Source organism: Oleiphilus sp. HI0043, from assembly GCF_001634935.1.
In genome coordinates this window covers 1-862 of sequence record NZ_LWEY01001501.1, presented here as the reverse complement: position 1 = coordinate 862, position 862 = coordinate 1, and the positions used below count along the sequence as shown (strand labels likewise).

Genomic DNA, 862 nt, shown 5'->3' with positions numbered 1-862 from the left:
AATGAGCTCGAACTACAACTCCAGAGGTCGTGTGGCAGAGCTGGTTGTAGATGGTGAGCAAGTCGTATTAGCGCGTAAGCGTGAAACAATTGATGATCAACTAGCGCTTGAGAATTTGATGCCTTAGTGGGCATTTAGAGTATTTTAGGTATCGGGAGAAAACAATATGGTGGTGAACTTTACCAAAATGCATGGTTTGGGTAATGACTTTATGGTGGTTGATATGATCAGCCATCATGTTCACCTTCGTCCTGAACAAATTCGCCGAATGGCTGATCGTAATTTAGGTGTGGGCTTTGACCAGCTTTTGTTGGTCGAACCACCTGGCAAGCCTGATGTTGATTTTCGCTATCGAATTTTTAATGCCGATGGTTCAGAAGTTGAGCAGTGTGGTAACGGTGCCAGGTGTTTCGCAGTCTTCGTGCGCGAGAAGAAGCTAAGCAACAAAGATAGTATTCGGGTCGAAACAAAAAAAGGCGATATTGAGTTAAAGGTCAATGATGATGGTCGCGTCCTTGTAGACATGGGCGAACCAGTATTCGACCCAGAAAGTATTCCATTTACAGCGGATGCTCCAGCAGATAGTTACAGCATCGATGTCGATGGTGAACCCTTGCAGATTTCTGCGGTGTCTATGGGCAACCCTCATGCTGTTTTGCAGGTGCCTGAATTGAGTGATCAGCAGGTTGCGCATTTAGGACCATTGATTGAAGCGCATGAACGCTTTCCAGAGCGTGTGAATGTTGGTTTTATGGAAATAGTACATAAGCGCTTTATCCAACTACGCGTTTACGAGCGAGGTGTGGGTGAAACCTTGGCCTGTGGTACCGGTGCGTGTGCGGCTGTTGCCGCTGGAATAAGC

The 862-nt window shown here is 46.5% G+C and carries 1 protein-coding gene; it reads left to right on the top strand.

The genetic code is table 11. From position 1 onward, the window contains the following. Nucleotides 1–166 precede the first annotated feature (166 nt). The coding region (gene dapF / locus A3729_RS21715; protein ID WP_068634268.1) for a diaminopimelate epimerase at nucleotides 167–862 on the top strand (696 nt) is incomplete at its 3' end.